This is a genomic window from Vibrio sp. 10N.222.52.B7 (genome assembly GCF_041474275.1).
GTDB classification, from domain to species: Bacteria; Pseudomonadota; Gammaproteobacteria; order Enterobacterales; family Vibrionaceae; genus Vibrio; species Vibrio crassostreae_C.
Genome location: NZ_JBFRTU010000009.1, coordinates 42,572 through 66,839, shown reverse-complemented (window position 1 = coordinate 66,839; position 24,268 = coordinate 42,572). Strand labels below are relative to the sequence as shown.

General features: G+C 43.8%; 22 protein-coding genes. 9 read left to right on the top strand and 13 right to left on the bottom strand.

Annotated features, from left to right (window positions below; genetic code table 11):
• Positions 1-285 precede the first annotated feature (285 nt).
• On the bottom strand, positions 286-1,638 hold the full coding sequence (yegD, locus tag AB4512_RS03865) for a molecular chaperone (protein ID WP_372174464.1): 1,353 nt from the start codon (positions 1,636-1,638) through the stop codon (positions 286-288).
• Between the two features lie 160 nt (positions 1,639-1,798).
• Between yegD and AB4512_RS03860 the strand changes: the two genes are divergently transcribed.
• Positions 1,799-2,107, top strand: coding sequence for a DUF1289 domain-containing protein (locus tag AB4512_RS03860; RefSeq protein WP_080582242.1), 309 nt, complete (start codon positions 1,799-1,801; stop codon positions 2,105-2,107).
• A gap of 134 nt (positions 2,108-2,241) precedes the next feature.
• Here AB4512_RS03860 and AB4512_RS03855 read toward each other — a convergent pair whose 3' ends face one another.
• Entirely contained in the window at positions 2,242-2,592 is a 351-nt protein-coding gene (locus tag AB4512_RS03855; protein WP_017061764.1) for a HopJ type III effector protein, read from the bottom strand.
• Between the two features lie 194 nt (positions 2,593-2,786).
• Between AB4512_RS03855 and AB4512_RS03850 the strand changes: the two genes are divergently transcribed.
• Positions 2,787-3,446 carry a PilZ domain-containing protein gene (locus tag AB4512_RS03850; RefSeq protein ID WP_017066093.1) on the top strand — a complete coding sequence of 220 codons (660 nt, stop codon included), beginning with the start codon at positions 2,787-2,789 and terminating at the stop codon, positions 3,444-3,446.
• Positions 3,447-3,505: 59 nt separating this feature from the next.
• Here AB4512_RS03850 and luxQ read toward each other — a convergent pair whose 3' ends face one another.
• From luxQ to AB4512_RS03825, 5 genes are all read right to left on the bottom strand, one after another.
• The gene (luxQ, locus tag AB4512_RS03845) at positions 3,506-6,079 is read right to left on the bottom strand and encodes a quorum-sensing autoinducer 2 sensor kinase/phosphatase LuxQ (protein WP_137001353.1); all 2,574 of its coding nucleotides are present in this window, start codon (positions 6,077-6,079) and stop codon (positions 3,506-3,508) included.
• Positions 6,079-7,173 carry an autoinducer 2-binding periplasmic protein LuxP gene (locus AB4512_RS03840; protein ID WP_029235787.1) on the bottom strand — a complete coding sequence of 365 codons (1,095 nt, stop codon included), beginning with the start codon at positions 7,171-7,173 and terminating at the stop codon, positions 6,079-6,081. Before AB4512_RS03840 ends, luxQ begins: the two co-directional genes overlap by 1 nt.
• Before the next feature lie 308 nt (positions 7,174-7,481).
• Positions 7,482-7,796, bottom strand: a complete 315-nt coding sequence (locus AB4512_RS03835; protein ID WP_017061768.1) for a GIY-YIG nuclease family protein — start codon at positions 7,794-7,796, stop codon at positions 7,482-7,484.
• Positions 7,797-8,453 (bottom strand): YceH family protein, encoded by a 657-nt coding sequence (locus AB4512_RS03830; RefSeq protein WP_017061769.1) that lies wholly within the window; start codon positions 8,451-8,453, stop codon positions 7,797-7,799.
• Positions 8,454-8,509: 56 nt separating this feature from the next.
• The gene (locus tag AB4512_RS03825; RefSeq protein ID WP_017068647.1) at positions 8,510-8,710 is read right to left on the bottom strand and encodes a hypothetical protein; all 201 of its coding nucleotides are present in this window, start codon (positions 8,708-8,710) and stop codon (positions 8,510-8,512) included.
• Positions 8,711-8,905: 195 nt separating this feature from the next.
• Here AB4512_RS03825 and AB4512_RS03820 point away from each other — a divergent pair, with 195 nt between their 5' ends.
• From AB4512_RS03820 to AB4512_RS03810, 3 genes are all read left to right on the top strand, one after another.
• On the top strand, positions 8,906-9,220 hold the full coding sequence (locus AB4512_RS03820; RefSeq protein ID WP_004742367.1) for a DUF496 family protein: 315 nt from the start codon (positions 8,906-8,908) through the stop codon (positions 9,218-9,220).
• Between the two features lie 197 nt (positions 9,221-9,417).
• Positions 9,418-10,044, top strand: coding sequence for a D-Ala-D-Ala carboxypeptidase family metallohydrolase (locus tag AB4512_RS03815; protein WP_017064850.1), 627 nt, complete (start codon positions 9,418-9,420; stop codon positions 10,042-10,044).
• A 167-nt stretch (positions 10,045-10,211) separates the two neighbouring features.
• A complete protein-coding gene (locus tag AB4512_RS03810) occupies positions 10,212-10,448 on the top strand; it encodes a hypothetical protein (protein WP_017061772.1) in 237 nt (78 codons plus the stop codon).
• Between the two features lie 31 nt (positions 10,449-10,479).
• On the opposite strand, the gene AB4512_RS03805 is transcribed toward AB4512_RS03810, so the two are convergent.
• A complete protein-coding gene (locus AB4512_RS03805; protein ID WP_372130220.1) occupies positions 10,480-13,044 on the bottom strand; it encodes an ATP-binding protein in 2,565 nt (854 codons plus the stop codon).
• 966 nt (positions 13,045-14,010) lie between these two features.
• Between AB4512_RS03805 and AB4512_RS03800 the strand changes: the two genes are divergently transcribed.
• The gene (locus AB4512_RS03800; protein WP_017061774.1) at positions 14,011-15,447 is read left to right on the top strand and encodes a glyceraldehyde-3-phosphate dehydrogenase; all 1,437 of its coding nucleotides are present in this window, start codon (positions 14,011-14,013) and stop codon (positions 15,445-15,447) included.
• Between the two features lie 239 nt (positions 15,448-15,686).
• On the opposite strand, the gene AB4512_RS03795 is transcribed toward AB4512_RS03800, so the two are convergent.
• Positions 15,687-16,748 carry a 2Fe-2S iron-sulfur cluster-binding protein gene (locus tag AB4512_RS03795; protein ID WP_372174463.1) on the bottom strand — a complete coding sequence of 354 codons (1,062 nt, stop codon included), beginning with the start codon at positions 16,746-16,748 and terminating at the stop codon, positions 15,687-15,689.
• A 101-nt stretch (positions 16,749-16,849) separates the two neighbouring features.
• A complete protein-coding gene (gene hcp, locus AB4512_RS03790; RefSeq protein WP_017068651.1) occupies positions 16,850-18,511 on the bottom strand; it encodes a hydroxylamine reductase in 1,662 nt (553 codons plus the stop codon).
• Between the two features lie 273 nt (positions 18,512-18,784).
• Here hcp and AB4512_RS03785 point away from each other — a divergent pair, with 273 nt between their 5' ends.
• Both AB4512_RS03785 and AB4512_RS03780 read left to right on the top strand, forming a co-directional pair.
• Positions 18,785-19,015 carry a hypothetical protein gene (locus AB4512_RS03785; protein WP_017061777.1) on the top strand — a complete coding sequence of 77 codons (231 nt, stop codon included), beginning with the start codon at positions 18,785-18,787 and terminating at the stop codon, positions 19,013-19,015.
• Positions 19,016-19,068: 53 nt separating this feature from the next.
• Complete coding sequence (locus AB4512_RS03780; RefSeq protein WP_017061778.1) at positions 19,069-20,232, top strand: carboxylesterase; 1,164 nt, start codon at positions 19,069-19,071, stop codon at positions 20,230-20,232.
• 393 nt (positions 20,233-20,625) lie between these two features.
• Here AB4512_RS03780 and AB4512_RS03775 read toward each other — a convergent pair whose 3' ends face one another.
• The 3 genes from AB4512_RS03775 to AB4512_RS03765 form a co-directional block, all read right to left on the bottom strand.
• Positions 20,626-21,240 (bottom strand): LysE family translocator, encoded by a 615-nt coding sequence (locus AB4512_RS03775; protein WP_372174466.1) that lies wholly within the window; start codon positions 21,238-21,240, stop codon positions 20,626-20,628.
• Positions 21,241-21,367: 127 nt separating this feature from the next.
• Positions 21,368-22,288 carry a LysR family transcriptional regulator gene (locus AB4512_RS03770; RefSeq protein WP_372174461.1) on the bottom strand — a complete coding sequence of 307 codons (921 nt, stop codon included), beginning with the start codon at positions 22,286-22,288 and terminating at the stop codon, positions 21,368-21,370.
• Positions 22,282-22,743, bottom strand: a complete 462-nt coding sequence (locus AB4512_RS03765; RefSeq protein WP_017061781.1) for an Lrp/AsnC family transcriptional regulator — start codon at positions 22,741-22,743, stop codon at positions 22,282-22,284. Before AB4512_RS03765 ends, AB4512_RS03770 begins: the two co-directional genes overlap by 7 nt.
• A gap of 254 nt (positions 22,744-22,997) precedes the next feature.
• Between AB4512_RS03765 and yjeH the strand changes: the two genes are divergently transcribed.
• Positions 22,998-24,263, top strand: a complete 1,266-nt coding sequence (gene yjeH / locus AB4512_RS03760; protein WP_372129989.1) for an L-methionine/branched-chain amino acid transporter — start codon at positions 22,998-23,000, stop codon at positions 24,261-24,263.
• The last annotated feature ends 5 nt before the right edge of the window (positions 24,264-24,268 follow it).

The window sequence follows — 24,268 nt, the reverse complement described above, 5'->3', positions numbered from 1 at the left end:
CTCCTTTCATTCTTTGAGATAAATACTTTGATTATTTTTGATTTTATAATCACTAAAAAAGCATTAAAAATCTAAACCCAAGGTAACTCATCAGACCATCGAGAGGCTCGCCTTTGCCTTTGAAACATTTTGTAACACGTAGAGCTCAGCTGAAATATTTAGCTTTGTGAAACAAATCCCAATATGAGCTAGGAAAAATCGTTCAATAGAAAGTTCATTAGAGAAAAACAAAAAAAGGGCAACCAATCAGCGACTGGTTGCCCTTCATAACTCATCATTGAACTCTTATTTGAAGCAAACCTCAGCCCAACGAGCTAAACCTGCAGTTACTGAACCGAAGTAATTACCACTCACAATCGGTACATTCGGCACAGCTTGTTGTACGGCTTCACGAAGTATCGGTGATCGAGCGGAACCACCCGTCATGTAGATTACGTCTGGCTTTTTCTGGCCTTGTTGAATCGCTTCTTTAACCAACTCAATCATCTTAGACTTTGGTGTTTCAATCGCTTCAACCATCTGTTCGACTGAGATAGCTACCTCGACCAGTTCAGAGGCAACATTAATCGCAGCACGATATTGAGGGGATTCTGCCAGCGCAATCTTGGCCTCTTCCGCTCTACGCACAATACCGTAACCCAAAGTGTCGTGATAAACCTTCATCAAACGTTCTAGCTTTTGAGGCTCTGACGCTTCTTTACGAAGTAATTTTAATGCCGCTAGGTTTTCTCTTGAATAGAAGTTCTTTTGAGCTTCAACATTATTAATCGCAATTGGGTTCCAGAATTGAGTCAGTGGCATATCAATACCCGAAATGCCTTTGCTGCCCATACCAAAAGGTGACATCAGTTGTTTGAATGCAAGATAGATATCGAGGTCATTCCCCCCTACCCTTTGCCCACTGTGTGCCAACAAGCTCTGGGTACGATCCGCTTTACCAGACCACGTTGGTCCCATTTCTAATAATGAGCAATCGGTGGTACCACCGCCAATATCAACAACCAATACTGTTTGGTTTTCAGTTAATGTGCTTTCGTAATCAAGGCCTGCGGCTACGGGCTCAAATTGAAAAGCGATATCAAGGAAACCGGCACGCTTAGCTGCGCGAGACAGTATGTCTTCAGCTTGTCTGTTCGCCTCTTCACCACCTCGACCGTGGAAGTTAATTGGTCGGCCGATAACAGCTTGCTTGATCTGCTCTTGAGTCGTGAGTTCGGCTTGATTCTTGATATTTGCCATCATGGCGCACACTAAATCTTCGAAAAAGCTCACCTGCACATCATGCAGTCCACTCGCGCCAAGGAAAGATTTAGGGGACTTAACATAATAAACATCGCGAGGGTCTTCTAAATATAAGTCCAACGCAGCCTGACCAAATGCCATGTCTTCTGGCACTAAGTCGATACTCTCTTCTCTGTTCAGCGCAATCGCACGTCGTAGTACTTGCTCACCGATCGCATCACTCGGCTTGATATTCAAGTGGCGGAATAGATGTTCAGAAACACTCTCACGAGTAGGCGCAAACACGGTTGAGGGAATATAGTGGTTGTTACCTTCTAACGGTAACAGGCTTGGATCTCCATTAACCATCGCCGCGACAGAACAGTTCGCTGTTCCATAATCAAATCCAATAAACATAATATCCCCCCACTCAACAAAAGGGGCGAGATGCTACATGAAAAGCCTAAAAATTACGAGGTCATTTCTAAATTTAACTGAGTAATTTCTTAGCTTAACGGCTCTTCAAGAAGAAACAAATATGCTACATTTCAGCCCAAATGAATCACAGGTTAGAGAAATGAAAACACCTTGCCGAGCGGCTTGTAAAAATAATGGCGGAATGTGTAGTGGCTGCTTTCGAACAATGGATGAAATTATAGGTTGGAAAGGCTTATCTGAAGAAGAGCAAACGTCGGTTATGGATAATCTTAGTGGCGCGAGTTCGACTCACCAATGTCCACAGTGTAATGAGCCAGCTCAATGCGATATCAGTGCGGGCAAAGAGACGTGTTGGTGTTTTGAGTTAGAAAAACGAGATACTAGCGATATTCCAAAGGCTGGAGTTTGTATGTGTCGTAAGTGCTTGTCTGCCCTGCCCGTTCAGTAGTTTAGAGCCCATTTAGTAAGTTACTGGATAGCAAGTTACTAGCCAGTTCAACATAGACAAAAAAAGCGAGAGGTTGTTTTCTCGCTTCAAAATACTGAGATTAAATTTCGACCTAATCGTTACCTGGTTAGTGTCTACTTCACTTTTGCAACCAGCGCAGGCTGAGAAAACTGGATACCATTCCAGCCATGAACCATAAAGTTACGAATATTTTGATGGTCGCTGTTCTCAGGAAAACCTAGCACGTCGTTACGATAAAATTGACCAAAACAAGCAAGTGTTTGCTCTGCTGATAGGCCTTGCTCTAAACCAAAAGCAAAAATCTTACACGAACCATTATTCTGCCCTGCAGCGTTCACTACCTCACCATTGCGAAATTCGCGCTCAGAAAAATCATAGTGAGCTTCGATCACTTGCATTGTATCTTCAAATTGCACGGCCTCTGGGGTTTCAGCCAGAGTATTCAATAAGGTTTCCAGTTCCATTTACTATTTCTCCATCAAGTATATATCTGTCAGCAGTGTATCTTGTTTTACGACAAGAGTAAGCCGTTGTTTACTTGAGATAGCGATTCACTTTTTTGTTGTACGCTGCTAATTACTTCAATGAAACTAATGACATAGTTTTATCAGGGCGTTATATTATTTTATCAAACGATTAACATTGTTCAGTAACGAATATGCATAAAGATAAAAACTTAGAACTGTTCAGATACCTAAAGCCAGGTACAAAAACAGCAGGTGTATTGGAATTTGGCCCAGACGACTCAATCCAGATCAGTACACTTTATATCGGACACAAAGAAGATCAGTACCTCATCCTAGAGCTTACGCAAAAAGCGACAGAAGCACTGACGCTGAGAAAGCTCACAAACGTTGATATTATTGTTCGTGCGATTACCGACACCGAACTTGGGCACATTGTCGCGTTCAAAACCAATGTACTGGCTCATATCACCTCTCCAGCACATCTAATCTTCCTTCGCCCACCCTCAAACTTTGCAACCAAGCCTATTCGTGAACACGAAAGGTATAAAGTACGTCTCAGCTGTGAAGTCACTTTTGATACCTTGTCGCTGGATGCCACACTAGTCGACTTTTCAGCGTCAGGGTGCGGTATCTATCTTACCCAGCAATCAGATATTGATGTCGGCTGGAAGATAAAAGTTAATTCTGACTTAAATGAGTACTTAGATGACGATCTTGTCTACAAGGTGGTAAGTAAGAAAAGGCAAAGACAAGGCTGGCTGCTAGGTATCCAATTCCCTGAACACCTAGATATGAGTGATGAGTTGAAAACGCTGCTATTGGAACAAGCCTTTGTCGCTGGCTCGATATAAAGGCAGAAAATTAGTTACTTCTCTTCAACAGACTCCATTAAAGAGCACTAAGTTAAAGCCTAGTGCTCTGTGTCATTCCAGTATGAGTTTTTGAAATGAACAAACGCTTGGTGGAGCGACTCTTCTTTAATCGGCTTTACAATCACGTAATTCGCCCCTGCGGCCATAAAGCTGTCTCTAGTTGACTCTTGAGCATCAGCGGTACACGCATAAATAGGGGCTGACACACCAATCTCACCTCTTAGCTGCTGAGTGGTTTCAACACCACCGAGATTAGGGAGTTGGTTATCCATCAAGATCAAGTCATAGGTAATCGTCTTAGCCATCTCAATCGCTTCTAAGCCATCTTTTACCCAGGTGACGACCATGCCATATTTCTTACAGAAAGCCTGAGCAATAAAGGCGTTGGTGTGATTGTCTTCCACCAGCAACACATTCAAAGGTCGACTAAACAACGCCTCTGGCTCAACCTCAGCTTGTTGCTTAGCATCGACTAATAGCGGCTTGGCGTGTACGACTACAGGAATTTCTATCGTGAACTCTGAGCCTTGACCTATCACGCTGCGGACTTGAATGTCCCCTTCCAGCATATCGACCAGATTTTTTACAATTGTAAGTCCTAAACCAGTGCCACCATATTCACGAGTGGTGGTCTCTTCGGCTTGAACAAAGGGTTCAAAAACAGCATCAATTTTGCTTTCATCAATACCAATGCCAGAATCTTTCACTCGAACGATCAAGCTGGCGTGATCGGAGTTAAAGATACTCTCGAGCTCAAAGCTGACGGAGATACCGCCTTGATGAGTGAATTTAAAAGCATTACTCAACAGATTAAACATGATCTGATTGAGGCGTACTTGGTCGGTATTGATTTCAATGTCATCAACCAAGTGATTCACAATGGTAAATTCGACGGATTTATCTTCACACAGCGGTCGATAGATGCTGTCTAAGGTATTAACTAACTCCCCTAAACGGAAGTCTTTCTTTTGAATATTAAACTGCCCTTGCTCAATCTTTGAGAAGTCCAAGATATCGTTAAGTACCGCCAGTAAATGTTCCGCACTATTACACAGTACATCCACCTGCTCGCGATTATCTTCATTGTGCATAGAGCGCTTGAGCAGCTGAGACACACCGAGAATACCGTTGAGCGGCGTGCGAATCTCATGACTCATCTTAGCTAAGAAGTCTGCTCGCACATTCGCAAGATGCTCAGCTTCTTCTCTTGCTCGATCAGCCTGTCTTTCCGCCTCGATTAGCTTAGTAATATCTTGCCCTTGTACCACCACTCCTGTGATGCCGTGTTCCACGCGAATAGCAGACATGTTCCAACGAAACACCTTTTCACCAATGGGTACGTTAATACCCGTCAGTTTAGAACCCTGAACCACCATTTGAATATTAGGCAGCATTCGCTGCTCAAACTCTTGGGCAATTGGACCATAATTGTCATCAGCATCGAACAACGCCATGCGAGCGGCGGGGTTCATCTGAATCAAATCGCCTTTTTCAGACCAAACTAAGATAGGCGAATGAGCAAAGTTAAAGAGATCTTGGAATTTTTGATTCTGTTCAGATAAGCGCTCAAAGGTGTCTTCAAGAGTACAACCAATATGATGAAATTCGAAAATGTTAGAGCCATCGAACTTGTTGTACTTTTCGCTAGCACTTGCCGAACGAGTAAAGTCCATTAGCTTATCAAGCTCGGCTGAGACTCTCTTTTGAATCCAAGTTCGAGCAAAAAAAGACATCAATATGATCACCACAATCACCACGATGATCGCACGCTGATAATTCTCTTCTAACGCAATGAAATTATTATTTTTTTGAACAGCTCGAATGATTAAAGGAGTTTCAACAGCATTAATCTTAATGGTTGCGATGGTAACGAAATGACGCGGCAACTGTTCGTACATTTGGTAATTGAGGATGTCAGTAATGGTGTAGCTTTCATCACCACTGAATGTCGATGTCACCGGTGTACCGTGCGCTTCAATCACGATATTTTCGCTATTACTGCCCTGTTGGATTGACTCAGCCAAAGAGAAGTTGTTGTCAAGCACAATGGCGATATAGAGTTGACCAAGGACTTCCCCAGTAGCGTTATCAACAATAGGGGTACGGCGAGCCAACAAGTGACGCTTACCTATATCTGTCCTCAGTTTAATAAAATGCCAATTACTGCTGAACGAAACCTCATCAGAAATATGCTTTAAGTTGGACTCATCCAAACCATAAAATTGACTGTTGCCGTCTTCCCAAGCCAAACCATCGTGGGTTGAGACAAAGCGTAAATCTGGTGCATGATCCGGTTCACGTTGGTCAACACCAAAGAAAAAGTAGCTCAGAGTCTCGTCATTACCCGTATCAAAGTACTCTCTGAGAGTTTCACTGTGTGAGCTACTGTCTTGATGGATTTGCAGCACCGACAAACGATAATCAAACATGTTTTGGATCAGGCTTGAGGTTTGCTGTACCGTTCGATTCGTCTCTTGCTGTACGATATTACTGCTGGTTTCATAATTATGAATAAGCACGCCAAGTGCCATCACGCCTATCACCAAAATAACGATACGCGTAATGAGTCTAGCTAAAGTGTTTCTAGGTGTACTGGCGTAACTTTTCTTCATTAGTGACCTGAGTACCTAAATGCTCGCTGTTTAAGTTCTGAAATACGTTCTGGGGAATCTTCCTTGGTGACAATTTCAAATTCACCAGAGTAAACGGTAGGCACTTCCAAACCGGCTAGATCCCACTTGATCGCCTCTGCCATTGCAATGCCTGTATCGTCGTTCATACGCATGACAGTAACATCTAGGTCGCCCCTTGCAATGGCTTCAAGTTCAGCAGAGCCGCCTCCCCAACCATTCACTAAGATGTCTTGGCCCGATTCACGAATCGCTTCCATTGCACCGAGAGCGACATCCGTTGAACATGCATAGATAAAGTCTAGATCCTTATCGTTCTCTATGCTGATTTTAGCCGCTTGGTAGCCACTGTCTTTGTTTGATTTTGTGTAAAACGAAGACTTAAGGGTAAAGTTGGTAACCGTATTCACTTCATGGATAAAAGTATCTCCACGCGCATCACTGATATAGCCTTGTGAGTAATACAAAACAGAATACTTACTGTCTGGCGGACTTACTTGTTTAAAATAGTCCGCCAGTTTTAAGCTGCCTGTCGCATGGTCAAAACCCACATACATAAATGGCTGTCTATCTGCCCAAGCTCGCACTGGCGTCGTGATATTTTGAAGAATCAGTTTGGTGTCTGTAGAGGTCAACACGTGCTCGATAAACTTGCGGTGGCGCGTGGTATCTAGCGTGAAAATCAAATAATCCGTCTTGTTTTCAATCGCTTCTTGCAACGAAATACTCTGCTGCGCGAGATCGGCATTAATACGGGTAAATACTTGATTTATTTGATAGCGGATCTTCAGCCTATCGAGACGCTTCTCAAAAGCTTGAATATTACGAACCCAGTAATCCGAGATCTGTTGGCCCGGATACACCACGGAAATCGTAATTGGTTCGTCTTGGATTCTTCTCAGTGGCACAGGGTGATTTTGTACAGCCTCGACCATTTTATCGGTCAATGCTCTTTGTTCTGGAAAAGTGGAAAGATAATCTTGGTATTCCCAGTACCTATTGAGGACATGAGTACCATGGGAGAGAGCGGACGCAGAAAATACGGCAAGTCCAAACAACATCAGTAAACGTTTCATATTTTTCTCGTTTTATATGAGCTACTTTGGCTCATTTTTTAACCTAGCATGACACCATCTCTTTGTATGGCTAATGGATATTATGTAGGACAACGATGATAAATGATAGCGTCTAACACTAATTAGAACGACATTCTAAATGAGCAATATGTTAATTTGGAATGGAGATTAAGAACAACGAGTTAAATTATGATTTCAGCCCATTCACGGTAAGAGTAATTACCATTTAAATTCATAAGCTTAGCTAGAGCCGATATAGCTCCTTACACTATTAAGATTTAATCAATAACAAACATTTTAGCTATGAATTATGAGACTTCGATATATTGAATTTTGTCTTTTTGCCACTCAATAATCAGTTTGAGTGATACCAGTTTTTCTTTGCGGGATTTGGGCAACTGCTTGATCGCGTATTCGGTTTTCAACGCCTCACTTTTTGAGCCAACACCAAAGCTCCAAACCAGCTTAAGTGGACCTTTACCTTTTAAAGCTTTGGCGCCTTTACCGGTTTGATGTTGTTCAAATCGACGTTCTAGATTGTTCGTCACGCCACAATAAAGGGCATTGTGACGATTGCGGATCAAGTACACGACCCAATCCGCATTTTTATCAGCATCTGACATTTAAAGCAGTGATTCAACCAGAGCCTTAAGCTCTGCCACTTCTGCTCGTAGGCTTGCAACTTCAGACTCAAGCTCTTCAAACTTTTCACTCGTTGCAGAGGGGGCAGCCGCGCTTACTGATGCCATCGCAAACGCTTCAACGTCCACTTCACCACTCAACAAATGCTGGTAGCGTGATTCACGTTTACCCGCTTCGCGTGGCAGCTTCACAACCAAGGCACCTGCTTCTCTTGCAGCGAGTTTGTCTAATGTTGCTTCTACTTCTTTCACATCACTAAAGTTTGCAAGGCGACCCGTTCGAGTACGAAGTTCACCGGGTGTTTGCGCACCGCGCAGTAACATACAGCAGATGATTGCACGCTCTTGCTCTGTAAATTGCAGATCGCCGAACTCAGTGTTGCAGAAACGATGCTGATACTTATTAACACGGCTATTGAAGCTGCTCTCATCACTCACCATGCGACGTCCGATTAAACCATCAACTGCATCTAAAACATCTGACTCAGAAAGAGAGAGAACAGGTTCACGGTTACTCTTTTGATTGCATGCCGTGGTTAAACTGTTCAGTGTCAGTGGGTAATGATCGGGAGTAGTGACTTCTTTCTCGATCAAACAACCGATAATTCTCGCTTCAATTGGGGAAAGTACTGTGTTCATCGTTTTTCCTTTTTATTATTTTGATAATTCCATCTCAACACCTAACAATGCAGTAACTAGTGTTCAGACAAAATTGGTACTCGTTTCTTTCTGCCCTGTTCATCAATCATTATGATCTTAGAACGGTTTAGCTCTATTTCCACGACTTCCAAATAAGTACGCTCTTGTACATACGCATCACGAAGCTTGTTTTGTTCTGCTGAAGATTCAGTGACATTGTCGTCCAATTCTTCGTTTTCCAATTGTTGTTGATTCATTTCACATTTCGTATCAATGCAGTATCTACATGGGATACTAACTTGAACGGTAAGATAAAAACAATCACACATCAGCGAGAGTGACGAATAATTAAACAACCTTACTTTTGCTTTGATCTAAAGACTGTTACATCATCAATTGATGTGCTTTAATCAGAAGCAGACAACGTATTTGACGAATAGGAAAAGGAATCTATGAGCAGCGTATTTGAAATTGTTAACCAAGCACGACGTAAGAACAAACTTAAGCGTGAACTTTTAGACAACGAAAAGAAAGTTCGTGACAACCGTAAGCGTGTCGACCTTCTTGATAACCTACTTGATTACATCAAGCCAGAGATGACCCACGACGAGATCCTAGGCATTATCAAAAATATGAAAGCTGACTACGAAGACCGTGTTGATGACCACATCATCAAGAGCGCTGAGATTTCTAAAGCTCGCCGTGACATCAGCCGTCGCATTCGTGAACTGACAGAAGAAGACAAGCAAATCCAAGGTAAGAAGTAATCTAACCTCGCTAATTTACTTGTAACAATGTTAGTAACCCACTCTTAGTAGTGGGTTTTTTTTACCTAAACTCCAGCGTCTATACTTAAGCATCTAAACCTAACCGTCTAGGCTTAAGCGTACCTAAGCAAAATGAATGAAACTCAACAGCAGTATCAAACTAAATAACGAGTGTACACTAGCGATGGAGAGACTTTATGTACGGAAGTATTCTGATAACCTTGGCGTTATCAACGACACAACCTTACCCTGAAAAATTTGAGAAACTTTATACCGAAGAAACCGAAATCACTTATGACGATCTCGTGGTCGATGTTCATGGCTACAAGGTTCCGACCCGATCAGCATTTCGAGGTTGGATGCTCCTCAATCACGCTCAAGACCAAGTGAGAGCAATCGGACAACAACTCAAGGACAATGGCGTTACTCAGAGCATGCCTCTGCATCTCGTTCTATTGCAAGGGACGGATTGGGCAATGAGTAATACAACCTTGTTTACCCTCCCAAATAAGAAACATGTGCCAAACATGATCAATACCCTGAAGTACATACAACAATATATTGAGCCTGAAATCGGTGTTGTTATACCAGTATCTGGAGAGCGAACCGATATCTACAATCAACAAGCTGGTGGTGCACTGCGAAGTAAGCACTTAGAGTTTTGTGCCTTAGACCTAGTGCCTGCAAATGACATTACTCGCGAAGATCTACACGTGAAACTTAAAAATATTCATTCGGAATTCGGGCAAAAAAATAATGTTGGGCTTGGTTTATATTCAGGTGTTCGATTCCACATCGATACTTGTGGGTTTAGACAATGGTAAAGAAACACGATCAAGTCATAAAGACCTGCAATTCGCACGTGTCACTTAGACTCTAAAAAACAAGCGAAATTACATAAGATTATGATTTTAAATGCAAATTAAAACTGGAACGCTAATTGATATTAATAACAAGTATCATAATTATTAATAGCAATTAGGAATTCAATATGAAGACGATGACTCAACGCTTTCAAACTCTGCTTTCTGTTTCAAACTTCAGTCTAGCTATAACAACCTTGCTTATGCTTCTCAGTATTATTGTTGCTTATCCTATGGCCGATCACTTCTCACTGCCAATTCAAATCGTCGCCCACATCAGCACCATCTTAGTCGCAGCCTTGCTGAACATCAGCTATGTCGGTCGTTGCCTTGCACAATACAACCTTGGATTGGAAGTTCGTTAAGTAGCGCCGCGCTAGCCTTGATACGGGAGCCCTAGACAATATCAAGGCTACTGAAAAGATCGTACAGCTGGTGAGATTTATAGGGTTTAGGTAAGTAGGCGTTCATACCGGCTTCAAAACAATCTTTGATGTCTTCTTCTAGAACACTGGCGGTTAAAGCTATGATGGGTAATGGTGTGACTTGTTGATCGGCTTCCCACTGACGTATCGCACGAGTCGCCGTTATGCCATCCATAACAGGCATCATGCAGTCCATTAAGACTGCATCAAACTGAGCACCCTGGGTGATGACATCCACCGCTTCTTGGCCATTACTGGCAATCAAATATTCATAACCCGCTTGCTCAAGGAAGAAGCTCGCTATTTTTTGATTCATCAGATTGTCTTCAACGATCAAAATGCGTCGATTCAGAGAGCGAACTTCTTCATCTTTTGCTTCCACTTGAGGCGTTTGCTCTTCGCCCACATCGAGAGATTGTAAGCTGGTTAAGAAACGTCGGCCCAAGAATGGCAAGGTATGAGTCGAGTGGACCGTTTCTCTGATTAGGTTGGTTTTAAATAGGTGATGCTGACAAACGATGACGCGAGCAAGAGGATATATCACCTTCAACGTCGCAAGATCTTTTTCCATAGAGTGGTGCAAGGTATGACAATAAAGTATGAAGTCACTTTCTTTTACACTTTCACTAAGGGCAGCAATGGATGACACCACATTGGCTCGAACATTCAAACGCTCACACTCTTTAACGAGCTGATCGAGGTAATTGAAAGAGTTCGAGATGATGGTCGCTCGGCTCAGGTTATCGAAAGTTTGAACAGGCGCTTCTACAACATCGACATACAAACAAAAAGTGAATGTCGAGCCCTCTCCTTTCACTGAACGCGCGGTAATGTAACCACCCATCAAATCAACAAGCTGTCGACAAATCGCAAGCCCTAACCCCGTACCGCCAAATTGACGGGTAATGCTGCCATCTTCTTGAGTGAAAGGTTCAAATATGGACTCTAACTTCTCGGGCTCAATCCCAATCCCGGTATCAGACACGCTGCATTCAAGCTTGCCCCTGCCCATAGACATAGGTGTATAAGCAATGTCAGTTGTAATTGTGCCCTTAGACGTAAATTTGATGGCATTAGAAAGCAGATTGGTCAGCACCTGTCTCACGCGGTACTCATCGAAAAACAGTTGTGACGGCGTTTGATAATCGATATTGATGTCGAGCTCAATATCCTTACTTATCGCTTTAGACTGAATCACACTCACAGAGTCATAAACCGCTTCTCGCAAATCAGCATTGTGTCGTGACAACATCAAGTTACCCGACTCGATTTTAGACAGGTCGAGTATGTCATTCAGCAGCACCAGTAAAGAGTGAGAGGACGATTCGATATCCCCCAGTACTTCTTGTTGATTTGGGCTCAGTTGGCTTTGAGATAAGATCTCAGCCATGCCAATGATCCCGTTAAGTGGCGTGCGTATTTCATGTGACATATTTGCTAAGAATGCGCTTTTGGCTTTGTTAGCCGAAATCGCGTCTTCTTTTGCTGTTATCAACTCTTTGTTGTGCAGATAGTTGCGTTCCATCACTCGATTTAGGGTTTCAGTGAACTCGGCAAGCTCATCGTTCCCTTGGATACGAATCACCTTTGGCTGGCCGTAGCTATCAGCGCATTCCGACACACCTTTCAAAATAATCGACAGGTTTTTGTTTAAGCGCAGAGATGTCGCAACCCCAAGCCGCATCAAAACACCAGAAGCGATGAGTATAAGCAACGTCATGACCAAGGTTTGCCTTTTCTGCAACGCGATATTCTTGGTCAGTTCAAACTGTATTTGATTGGTGTAAGCGCCAATCGCGTTTGAAATAGCCCGTTTTTTAACCTCTAAGCTTTTCAAGTGTTGATATATTTCGGGTGATGAAAAGTCCCCTTTGAGGATTCGAGATGTAAATTTGTCTTGGAATTCATCTTTGGCGACAGCGTTTAGCAACTGTCTAATGTTTGGAGAACGCGTATCCGAACGGAAAAATGTATCTAATAGCTGTTGCTGCCTCTCTAGAGCAGCGACATAGCTAAGCAAGTATTGGTTTTTAAACTCTGGGGAGCGATTCAAACTGAAGCTTAACCACGCTTCTCTCTGAGTCCAAAACACATAATGCGTAAGATTGATAAACATCGCTTCCGCTTGACCAATATTGCCATCGACTAAAGCCATGCGATATTCGGACAGCTCCATCAGCACGTCTTTTAACAAGTCGAAAGCGCGCTCTGTCAATTTTCTGCTGTCTGTCGTTTCAGGTGTACTAGCTAGGATCATCAACAACTTTTTCAATTCAGCTAACTGAGGGTCAATACTCCAATTGCTGTCGAACCGTTGAAGTCGCATTCCATACTGAGTCAGTCTATCCAGTTCTGATTGCAGTGTTAAAAGCAACTGACCTTTCTCAGGGGAGTCATTAGACAGCACCAACCATCGATAAGCATCACTTGAAACCGTATTAAAAAATTGAAGCGCTTCGACCTTAATACGCGTTGTTTCAAGGTGATTCATCTTCTCATCGTTCTTAAGCACTTCATTCACTGTAAACCCGAACATAATGAGTACAGAAACCGTGGAAAGAAAAATAAGACGCCATCTAATTGACATGTTTATCATTTTTATAACTACTCCCTTCCCGAAAGTAATTTACCTAACCCAAATTAAGAATAGGACATTAACAGAGGGTTATTGATCAAATTGGATATCAACAAATGATACTCTGAGCCCAGAACGAAAAATTAGAATCAACAGGCATCCAAAACAGGGCTTTAAAGCGGAGGAGTCTGCTTTACTAAGTGAGATTGAGACAAGCCGATTTTAGACAAGTGAACGTTACGTGAGAGAGGTCTACTCGAGGAGGTTTCTACAAATGAGATGTAAGCAAGCGAGGTTTTAGTGAGCAAAATGTAAACAAAAGACGTTTTCTCCAGTTATTATCACCGGCATAACAAGTACACATCCACATTCTGCGGCTCAACTAGACTGTGAATAATGACTCTGCGTGCTAACAAAGTGGATAGTTAGGTTAAAATTGTGACATCCAATCGTTTGCGTGATGCACTTTTCACACTCAAGCTAGGCTTATTCAAAGGTCAAACATCAATACTCGTTAATTCCCTTATTTATCGTTTACTGTTTACGTGTAACTTGAGTTAGCGATCACACCTTTAATGTTCAATATGACCTGTATTACATATTATCCTTTGAATTGAGTATTTTTTGACGAAAAATAAGTGCTACAGATTATTAAAGTCAATAGTCTTTATCGACGTTCAAATCTTGATTTATGGCTAATATAAAGCCAATTTACAGATATTTTGTCTGCATTTATTTTTCCTAGCAGAATAACCCGTCGTACCTTACAATCCTGCCACATAAAAACTACAAGTTACACACAAGGTATATCAGCACATTTAAGTGGCAATAAAGACCACAGACTGATGCCTCAAATCCCCTATGCTGATTGGCTTCCCTACAACCGCCATGAATGCAGAAACTTAACGTGAAAGGTCCCGAGTAAAGATGAGTCCCGAAAAGCACCTCCTAGATTGGCAAACTAGTCAAACCATTGCTGAATCCATCGCTCCAACTTTAGGTCAGTTATACCGTCAAAAAGGCGTAGAAGTTATCCTCTTTGGTAAGACCTTAGTTAACGCGACAACTATCGACATCATCAAAGCTCACCGCATCGCAAAACGTTACACTGGTTCTCCTCTTACAGCAGAACAGACTCAACCTATTATTCAACACCTTCTCTCTATGGACTTATCTCCATGTCGTATTGATGTTGGTCGCCTTGCGCATTCATTCTGGCAAGATCGCGAACACACACATGGGTTGGATGATTTCCTACAAACTGCACTTATCGAATCGCTTGAAGGCGATGCAATGACAGAACCTCGTGACGTTGTATTGTACGGTTTTGGTCGTATTGGCCGACTGCTAACTCGTCTGTTGATCGAGAAAAGTGGCCCGGGTTACCCACTGCGTTTACGTGCAATCGTTGTACGCGGCGGCAAAGATGGCGACCTAGAAAAACGTGCAAGCCTGCTTCGTCGTGACTCTGTACACGGCCAATTCAACGGCAGCATTGTTGTAGACCAAGAACGCAAAGCGATCATCGTTAACGGTAACTTCATCCAAGTTATCTACGCAAACAAACCAGAAGAAGTGGATTACACGGCTTACGGTGTTGAAAATGCACTTGTGGTTGATAACACAGGCGTATGGCGTGACGCGGAAGGCCTGAGCCAACACGTTGCGTGTAACGGTGCGAAGAAAGTGCTACTGACTGCACCTGGTAAAGGCGACATCAAGAACGTGGTATTTGGTGTGAATGAAAATGTTATTCAGCCAGAAGACACCATCATCTCTGCAGCAAGCTGTACTACTAACGCAATCACGCCAGTATTGAAAGCGGTTCACGACAAGTTTGGCGTGCTGTCTGGTCACATCGAAACGGTGCACTCATTTACCAATGATCAAAACCTAATCGATAACTTCCACTCGGGGGATCGTCGTGGTCGTGCTGCATCATTGAACATGGTACTGACATCGACTGGCGCTGCTAAAGCAGTATCAAAAGCGATGCCGGAAATGGAAGGTAAGCTAACAGGTAATGCGATTCGCGTTCCTACGCCAAACGTTTCAATGGCAGTTGCGAACCTAAACCTTGAGAAAGGCACAAACAAAGAAGAGTTGAACGAGTACCTGCGTGAAATGGCGCTGTCTTCTGCTTTGTCTGCACAAATTGATTACACAGACTCGACTGAGATTGTATCTACCGACTTGGTTGGCTCTCGTCACCCAGGTGTGGTTGACGGTGTGGCGACTATCGCACAAGACAACCGTGCCGTGCTGTACATTTGGTACGATAACGAGTTTGGCTACAGCTGCCAAGTTGTTCACTGTATGGAACAGATGATGGGTGTACGCTACAAGACATACCCAGAAGTTTAATTAACTTCGCTCTTGTAGATACGTCCATCGCAACAAGCTCCACAACATAATAACTATATCTGCGAAGTCTATATGGGCTTCGCAACCCCTTTTGTTTTACTCCCCCGTATAAACAAGAGGGTTGCCACTTAGATCTGCTCTCTCTAACTGATCTAGGTGGCCTTTTTACATCTAGCGCTCTAACTTTTATCGCTATGACAAGACCTTGTCTTCATCACTCTTGCACAGCTTTACGTCTGTTATAACTCAACCTCAACATCTGACTGAATCGAGCTTGAACATGCAAGCACGTAGCCCTGTTCAATCTGCTCTGGCGTCAATGTTTCTTGGCTGCTTGATTCCACAGATCCTTTGGTCACTTTGCATTTACACGAACCACAAATCCCACTACGACAAGCGATAATAATTGGAACGCCTGCTTTTTCTAATGAATCCGCCAATGGTGTGCCAGTTTCCGCTTCAACTTCAGCGCCGAACGCAGGCACAAATACCTTAACAGCACTATTCGTATCGTCAGCAATTTCGGCGTTTGACGCTTCTGATTGAGTATCCTGAGTAGCAGGAGTAAAGCTTTCTTGATAGAAGTTATCCATGTTGAACTCAAGCTCTTTCAGATAACTCTCAATATCTTGCATGAAGCCGACAGGCCCACACAGGTAAACCGTTCTATCTAAGATATCTGGGCTCAGTTTCACCAACCAGTTTTTATCTAAACGACCTTGAGGGGCGGTTGTTCCTTCGTTGTCTTTTAACAGCAGTTTTAAGTTGAAATTCGCATGTGATTCATCGAGCTGATGAAGTTCTTGAAAGTAGATAGTCTCAAGCTTGTTGCGTGCCATGTGGACGAAATCAATCTCAATGTCACTGTCACTGTCTTGAGACAGCCAATATTTTACCATCGCCATTACGGGTGTAATGCCACAGCCCGCACTCACTAGCGTTACTTTCTTTGTTGCCGTTGGCATGCAATCAATACAGTTAAACGAGCCTGCCGGCTTCAACACAGAAACCTCGTCACCTTCATCAAGCTCATCAACAATAAAGTTCGAAACCAAGCCACCTTCCACACGCTTGACCGTCAACTTCAGGCGGTTATCTTCGGGGCAAGAAGCCACGGAATAAGCACGGTAATCCGTTTTCGTCGGCATATCTAAACCCAAGGTGATGAACTGACCGGGCTTAAAATTGAAATGTAAATCTTGTGGAATACTGCCAAGCTCAAAGCTGACCGTATCTGGCGTCTCGTGCCATTTATTTAAACACACTAAATTTATTGAATCGCTATTCGACCATGCATACATAGTTCACACACCTTACTGATACTAAAGAATTAAATCTAGAAAGCCCCGCCGCTGCACGTTCCTAGAGAACAGCAACAACGGGGCTTGGGAGTGGGCTTAGATTAAGCCGCTAAGATTGTTTTAAGATCTTGCTCTGGCGTTGAGATAGAACGCATGTCGAACTCGTCTTGAATAATCTTTAGTAGGTTTTCAGTTAGGAATGCAGGCGCTGTTGGGCCTGTGTAGATACCTTTCACACCCAGTGCGAACAGAGTAAGCAGGATAACGATCGCTTTTTGCTCGAACCAAGAAAGAACAAGTGTTAGTGGTAGTTCGTTGATGCCACAATCAAACTCTTGAGACAGCGCAAGAGCAAGCTGAATCGCTGAGTATGCATCGTTACATTGGCCAACATCGAGCAGACGTGGAATACCGTTAATGTCGCCGAATTGGTTTTTGTTGAAACGGAATTTACCACATGCCAATGTCAGGATTACTGAATCTTCTGGCGCTTGAGCTGTGAAATCTGTGTAGTAGCTACGTTCAGATTTATCGCCGTCACAACCACCCACTAGGAAGAAGTGTTTGATGTTGCCTTCTTTCACTTGTTCAACAACCGCAGGCGCTGCTTCCATCAAGGCGTTACGACCAAAACCGACAGTGATCATTTGCTCGATCTCGTCATGCTTAAAGCCTTCTTGCGCAAGAGCACAATCGATCACTGCACTGAAATCGTCACCTTCAAGGTGAGCAACACCCGGCCAGCCTACGATGCTACGCGTAAATAGGCGGTCAGCGTACGAGCCCACATCTGGGTTAAGCAGACAGTTAGATGTCATTACGATCGCACCTGGGAAGTTCGCAAATTCTTTTTGCTGGTTCTGCCAAGCGCTGCCGTAGTTACCCGCAAGGTGTGGGTACTTGTTTAGTTCAGGGTAGCCGTGTGCAGGTAGCATCTCACCGTTGGTGTAAACGTTAATGCCCTTGCCTTCCGTTTGTTGAAGGATCTTTTCTAGATCATGCAGGTCGTGACCAGAAACAAGGATACAGTGACCTCGCTTCGTCTTCACATTCACGGTTGTTGGTTGAGGGTGACCGAAGGTATCTGTCTCGCCTTTATCCAACATTTCCATGACCTTGTAGTTCATTAAGCCGATCTGCATAGACGTATCTAACAGTTGTTTTAGGTCTGATGGATCTGTACCTAGGAACGCCATGATTTCATGGTATTCAGCGAAAATAGCATTATCAGTTTGACCAAGAACACGTGCGTGCTCCATGTAAGCTGCTGCACCTTTTAGCCCGTAAAGACAAAGAAGGCGAAGACCAATCACATCTTCGTGTTGAGAGTCGTGACCACGGTTTACCGCCGCTTGAGGGGCAAGCGCCAATAGCTCTGAAGAGTCCGTTGGAAGGTCGAATTGAGCAGCAGCAGAAAGCGCTGGGATCTCAAAACCAATCAATGTCGCTGCCGCACGAACCTGTTGTTCTAAGCGCTGCTTAAATTCATGAGATTGCTGTGCAAATTCAATGATACGAGCAGGGTCGAAGTTAACGTTGGTTAATGTTGCGAAAAACGCTTTTGGCGCCCACTCGTCGATTTCAGTATCAATAACATCACACGCACGGCCCAAATTGGCCCAAAAAGAAACACCTTGAAGAGAATGCACCAACACGTCTTGAAGGTCGGATACTTCAGACGTTTTTCCACACATGCCTTGTGCGAAAGAACAGCCTTTTACGGTTGGGGTTTGAATTGTTTGTTCACATTGAATACAAAACATATAAGGGCTCCAGTAATTTTTATTAACTGTAAGTACTTTGCTTACAGTGACTTATTCCAACCCCTATAGAGCATCAAGCGTGCCAACTTTTAACATATTGATTTTATTAAACTTAGTTTTATTCCATGTTTTTAGTGCGTGATTATGACTACATATAAACTCCCTAACAGCACACATCCGTGTCATAGTGACTCTCAGAGATTTATTAACGGCGTTCATGTTTCGTTCAGAATAGAAGCGATAAAGTAACAACATAGAAAAAGAGGAATGAATATGAAAAATATATTAGTTACGATTGTTGCATTGTTTACTGGCCTTTTGGCGTTATTCACAAGCTTGATCCTTGCTATTCCTTTAGCTATTGCAGCTTTAATTACTGGCAAGCGCATTCAGAATCAAATGAAGAAACAAGGTTTCGCAGCTCATATGAACACTCGTCAGTCATCAACCAATGATGCTGGTGTTATTGAAGGTGAATACGAAGACCTTTCAAGCAAAAAGTAACCTAAACTTTAGTTTCAGACATAGTGAAAGCACAACAGAGACAAGATTACATAATGCAAAGAAAGCCACTCCTAGCACTGCTGGCCTTAACGACTTTAAGTCTCGTTGGTTGTTCCAACGAGACACCGATACCCGCTTACGAAACATCTCCAGACTTGCCTAGCTATCAGCAAGACAGCTTTGATGCCTACGTCAATGACACACAAGATTGGTTATTGAAAAACCGCGTGTTCATGACGGAAGACAAGCAACTCGAGATCCAACTCAATTCACCAACCGAGTATCAACCAACCTCGCCAAACGGCAAGGCGGTATTATTGGTTCATGGATTAGGCGACTCACCTTACTCATTTAAAGACATCGCTACCCATTTGGCAGAGCAAGGTTACTTAGTGAGAACCGTATTACTTCCGGGTCACGGCAGTCGCGTGGGTGATTTAATGCAGCCGAGCCTAGAAGATTGGCAAGGTGTGGTGGCTCATCATACGAAGTTACTTGAGCAAGAGTATGATTCTGTTTGGCTAGGCGGCTATTCAACCGGCGCGAACCTCGTGACTTCACAGGCGATGAACGATCCAAAGATCTCTGGGTTACTGCTGTTCTCACCTGCGTTTCAACCGAGCTCGTCTGCCGTTCAATACGCGGGACTAGCAAGCTACTTTGTCACTTGGGCGGATCAAGATCCTGAAGACAATGTGTTGCGTTACAACTCGTTGCCAATGAATGGTGCATCGGTTTACTACGAGACATCAGAAGTCGTACGTGGTGACTTACAAGATAAACACTTCGATAAACCAGTTTTTATTATGATGAGTGAAGGCGACAGCGTGATTGACACCAACTACGTTCAGCAAGCCTTTACTGAATCTATGCCGAATCCAAACAATGTGTTGGTTTGGCAAGGAGAGACGACTCTCGAGGATCCTCGCGCTGTTCAGTACAGCATGAAGATCCCAGAGCAACGCATCTCGAACGGCTCTCACATGGGCTTACTGTTCTCACCAAACAACCCTTATTACGGAATCAATGGTAGCGAGAAGATTTGCTCCAATGGTCAGGCAGAAGGGTTTGAAGAACAATGCAATGCAACCAGTGAGGTTTGGTACTCAGCTTGGGGCTATCGTGAAGAAGGGAAGAACCATGCGCGTTTGACCTACAACCCCTACTTCTCAGACTCGATGGCGAAGCTAGATGCCGTACTGAACTCTGAAGGCTAATAAGCTCAAGTCTTCCAAAAGCTAATCCAGAGAAATCAAAAAGGCTCACTAGATAACGTCTAGTGAGCCTTTTTTAATGAGTGTCGTTTCTGGTGAACGTCTAGGGTCTGTTGACCTTTAGAGCTGATTTTTGCAGCACTTTGTGGGAAATTTCTACAAGGCAGAGGCTTTGAAGTGTAGCTAGCCTACATGAGAAGCCGATAACGCAGTAGAAATGAACCACAAAGGCTGCCCGAAGGGTTCGGCTAGAATCGTTTTATGCTTTGTTAAGAAGTATTAACTTAGAATGACTAGGCTACATACTCCTTGCCGCGCCTAAAACGATTCTATCTCGAACAAAATTTAACCACTAAAAGTTAACAGACCCTAGTTACTTATTCTTATCGTTTACTGCTATATCGTCCACACCACGCGAACAGCAAGCAGGAGCAGCACCACGCCAGATAGTCGATCAATCAACTGAGCTTTCGAGCGAATACGTTCAACAATCAACGGGCTAGACAGTACCAAGGTGATAAAGGTGTACCAAAGGCCGTCGACAATCAGCGGCGTTGAGACAATAATCACTTGATTGGTCAGTTCATTACCTAGCGCTACAAATTGGCTAAACAGAGCGATGAAGAACAATGCGATCTTTGGGCTCAAGATAGAGATCAAGAAAGCCTCACGAGCAGACTGCATGTAACTCATCTTTTCACCCGCTTCTAATTTCGCGGCAACACCACCTTTCGAACGTAACGCATTAACGCCAAGATAAAGCAGATAAGTAGCCCCCGCTAAGCTAATACCTTTAAATAACATTGGGGATTGCTCAAGCACAACGGCTAAACCAACAATGGTTGCGAACGCATAAATACCGATACCAGCAGCGTGTGACCAAGCTGCGATAAGCCCGTTCATACGGCCACCAGCCAAACTGTGTTTAGCGATCATCGCCAAGCTTGGGCCCGGAGACATTGCACCCAACAAGCAAATCGCTAATAAAGAAAACCAAATTGTTACTGTCATCATTCCATTCCTAATAAAATAAAGCGTTCCAGCTGAACGCTCTACGCTTAATACTCAATACTTGGCACTTACCATAATTCGCAGGAGGTATTATTTGAAATCAAAGATTATCATCACACCTATGATTTCAAGTCATACTGATATTGTAACTCGACTTTTGCATGGCTTGGGATGCTTTTTCTCGCGCCCATTTGTGGGCAGAGTCGTTGTCATATTTAGGATGCCACATTAACCAATAGGTATGCATTTCCGTATCAAATGGCAACGAAAAGTAGGTAGTATCGAGGTGTCGACCTAGGTTATAGGCGATATGTTCTGGCACGATCATCAGATAGTCGTCTTGCAATAACACAGTACCAGCAGATGAAAAGAACGGAACCTGTAAAGCCACTCTTCGCTTCAGCCCTTGCTTCTTCAATGCTATGTCCGCGTAACTGTCTTTATCTCCACCACCCGTCACTTTGATGTGAGAGTAGTGAACAATATCTTCTGCACTCAAAACCGCTTGTTGAGCCAGCGGGTGCGACTTTCGCATCAAACACACCGGCTTATCTTCACCAAGTTTGATACTTGAGACATGTTCTGGCTTTGTGGGAAACATACTGGAAGCCAAATGAATCCCAGACTCGTTCAGTGCTTCAAGGTAGTTTGGCTGCCACAATCGATAAGCCAAATTGATGTTCGGCGCTTCAGCAGACACCTCTGCCACAATCACAGGAAGAATATACTGAGCGACATAATCACTCGAGGACAACACCAATTCACCTTGCCAGTCTTGCGGCTCGAAGGGTTTATCATCTAACAGGTGGTCAAACTCGCCAAGCAGGTCGTCGAGTTTGCCTTTAAGCAGAAGTGCGCGGTTGGTCGGCACCAGTTTGTTGCCATCACGGACCAGTAAAGGGTCACCACACAAATCTCGTAACTGGCTGAGCTGGCGGCTCACCGCGGATTGTGTGATATGCAAACGTTGGGCGGCACGGCTCACATGACACTCTTCAAGAAGTACATGCAGTGAACGCAGCAGGTTTAAGTTGATATTGCCTAACATGAATGCACCGTCGCATTCTGTTTGTTGAAAAACTCGGTCAAAACCGTATGAGTCATTAAATGACGCAGATCTGGGTAGCTTTGCAGCTGATCGCGAACTCGGTTCAGGCTCTCCATGCTTTCCACTTCCACGTACAGCATCATGTCGGTCTCACCGCTAATAGAGTGGCACCATTGCACCTCATCGATACTCTGAATTTGTTTCGCGTAAGACTCACAACTATGGTCACTACTCGACATGTCGAACTTCAACAAGATATAAGCGCACACATTCTTCGTTTGGTTGGGTTCTGCCACTTGAGCGCAGTAGCCCGTAATCACTTTGTCGCTTTCCAGTTTCTTGATTCTGGCGTTCACTGCCGAGCGCGAGAGACTGACATCTCGGGCGATATCGCTCACTGAGCATCGTGCATTGGTTTTGAGAATATCCAAAATCTGGCGATCAAATTTATCCATGCTTCTGATTCTTTCCATTTATTGTTCTATTTATAACGCCTAATTTGACACAACTTTCCTACTTATAACAGCCATTCTGACAGCCGACACTTTCACGCTGAATCGGATTAATACCGTTAAAATGACGGTGTCTTACGACGTTTCGCTAGCTGTATTATTGATGTCAACAATGTATGCTCTCAATCATAACTTCTCACACACCAGAAGAAAGTTACTGGAAGACCGTGACCAGAATCAAATAGCTAGGAGAGCGAATGACACAACTCAAACAAGAAATCACGCTTATTTCAGGAATCGGACAACTCTCGACGACCTTGCTAGGCACGGGATTATTTATGATCCCTGCGATCGCAGCAGGCATTGCAGGACAGTTGTCTCTTCTTGCTTGGTTAATCCTGTTTATCGCTATTTGCCCGATTGCACTGACCTTTGCAGCATTAGGAAAACGCTACCCGAATGCAGGTGGTACTGCTTACTTTGTGCGTCAGGCATTTAGCGAGCGATTAGAAACCAGCGTGGCGTGGTTGTTTGTGAGTGTTATTCCTGTCGGTATTCCAGCGGCCATTGCACTAGCAGGTGGGTTTGCTCAACAATTGTTACCCGCCCCCCTCGACACACCACTTGGCGCTCAATCCTTTACCGTCGCCCTGCTTATTGCCGTCAATTTGATGGGCAGTAAATCTTCTGGCCGACTACAAACCGTGATCGCATTGTCGATTTTTGCCTTAGTCAGCGCTTTTGTTTGGAAAGCCGACATCACGGCAGCCGATGTTTCTCTTCCAACCATCTCGTCCGATTCGGTGTGGTCTATCGGCGCTGCGTTGGCTGTCATGTTTTGGTGCTTTGTCGGAATAGAAGCTTTTGCTCACATGGGAGAGGAATTCAAAAATCCACAACGTGACTTCCCAATCGCCATCATTGCAGGCTGTTTTGTTGCGGGGTTAGTGTACTGGGCTTGTTCAGTGGTGATTCTTAAACTGGGCGCTTACGGTTCATCTGAATTCGATGCCGCATCCATCCCGTGGGTAACAGAACAACTGTTTGGCAATGGCTTCAAAACTGTCATCAGCGTGCTGGGGTTCTTTGCTTGCTTTGCTAGCCTAAACCTTTACACACAAAGCCTGTCTCGGATGATCTGGGCTCAGGCTCGCCAACACTCTCCTACAAGTCGAATGGCTCAACTGAACAGCCGCGGCGTACCGTTTTACCCAACCATAGCAATTGGCTTTGTCGTGCTTATCTCGTGTGTGATTGGTGAACTGTCCAACTTGGACCTTGAATTCTTTCTCAAGCTCGCCAACGGTATTTTTGTTCTGGTTTATCTGCTCGCGATGTTAGCCGCTTGCCGATTACTAACAGGCGCATCTAGATACACAGCCATGCTTTCATTGGTCATCTGTACCTTGGTGTTTATCTGTTTAAGTTGGTCGATGCTCTATGCCGTGACTATCTTTGTGACATTGTCACTCCCTTGGCGAAAGTGGTTGGGTAAACCCACCGTTTCTGTCGACAAGCTGTAAACGAT